Source organism: Microseira wollei NIES-4236 (genome assembly GCF_020521235.1).
GTDB lineage: Bacteria > Cyanobacteriota > Cyanobacteriia > Cyanobacteriales > Aerosakkonemataceae > Microseira > Microseira wollei.
This window is the reverse complement of sequence record NZ_BLAY01000486.1, coordinates 1-784: the sequence shown is the minus strand read 5'-3', so window position 1 is coordinate 784 and position 784 is coordinate 1. Positions and strand designations below refer to the sequence as shown.

Below are 784 nucleotides of genomic sequence, written 5' to 3'. Positions count from 1 at the left end.
TGCCACGGCACAGGATACGACAGCGGCAAGTTATTGGGGGGGAAACCCTGCCAGACCAGCATCAGCTGACTCACTAGTCCCCTAAAATCCCTTGTGTCCCACTCGCTGACACGAGTCTCGTTAGGCGGCAATAGCGGCGATGCAATCGCTGCCCCACTAGAAAGTTCTTGCTCTCCCCAAATCAGTATCATCAGCTAATCCTCACCGCTAGAGACCACCAATTCATGCGGATATTTACCCAAGTCTGCCCATCAATAGTCAATTGAGACAGACTATTTAATCCACTAGAAATAATAATGCCAAAATCAGAAGAAGTCATTCCAACAATCCCACCTTGAGTGCTTGAGCATAAAACTATTCGCTTTAACAAATCTCTAGTTCCACCTGGATTAATGCTCGCCGGGAAGCTGGCGGGATTAAATAAAATCTCGTGGTGATTGGGGGATAAAGGATTTCGCGGCAACACCCTAAATTTACCAATATCATTTCGATTAGGCGCCTCAGGGTATAGAGAGCTATGAGGCCACCAATTTGGTTTAACCGCAGGACAAAGAAAACCGGCAGAACACAACCCAGCATTGTTGTCGGGTCGAATCGCGACTACCATTGCAATCTCTTGTGATTGAAAAGTCGTCCACCTAATAGGAAAATTTTCGGTTGAACCATAATTAATATTTACAGCGTTATTAAAGTTAGCATCGCTGGAAATACCAATTGTGTTAGGAGTTAGCGTTAAACCGTCATTTCCATCTCCCTGCCACAATTGAATTTTAATACTTGTTCC

At 44.8% G+C, this 784-nt stretch carries 2 protein-coding genes; both read right to left on the bottom strand.

Annotated elements, in window-relative coordinates:
- Nucleotides 1-191: hypothetical protein (locus tag MiSe_RS49410; protein ID WP_226594933.1), on the bottom strand; the 191-nt coding region annotated here is incomplete at its 3' end.
- On the bottom strand, nt 191-784 hold a 594-nt coding region (locus MiSe_RS49405; RefSeq protein WP_226594931.1), incomplete at its 5' end, for a hypothetical protein. The genes MiSe_RS49410 and MiSe_RS49405, both read right to left, overlap by 1 nt.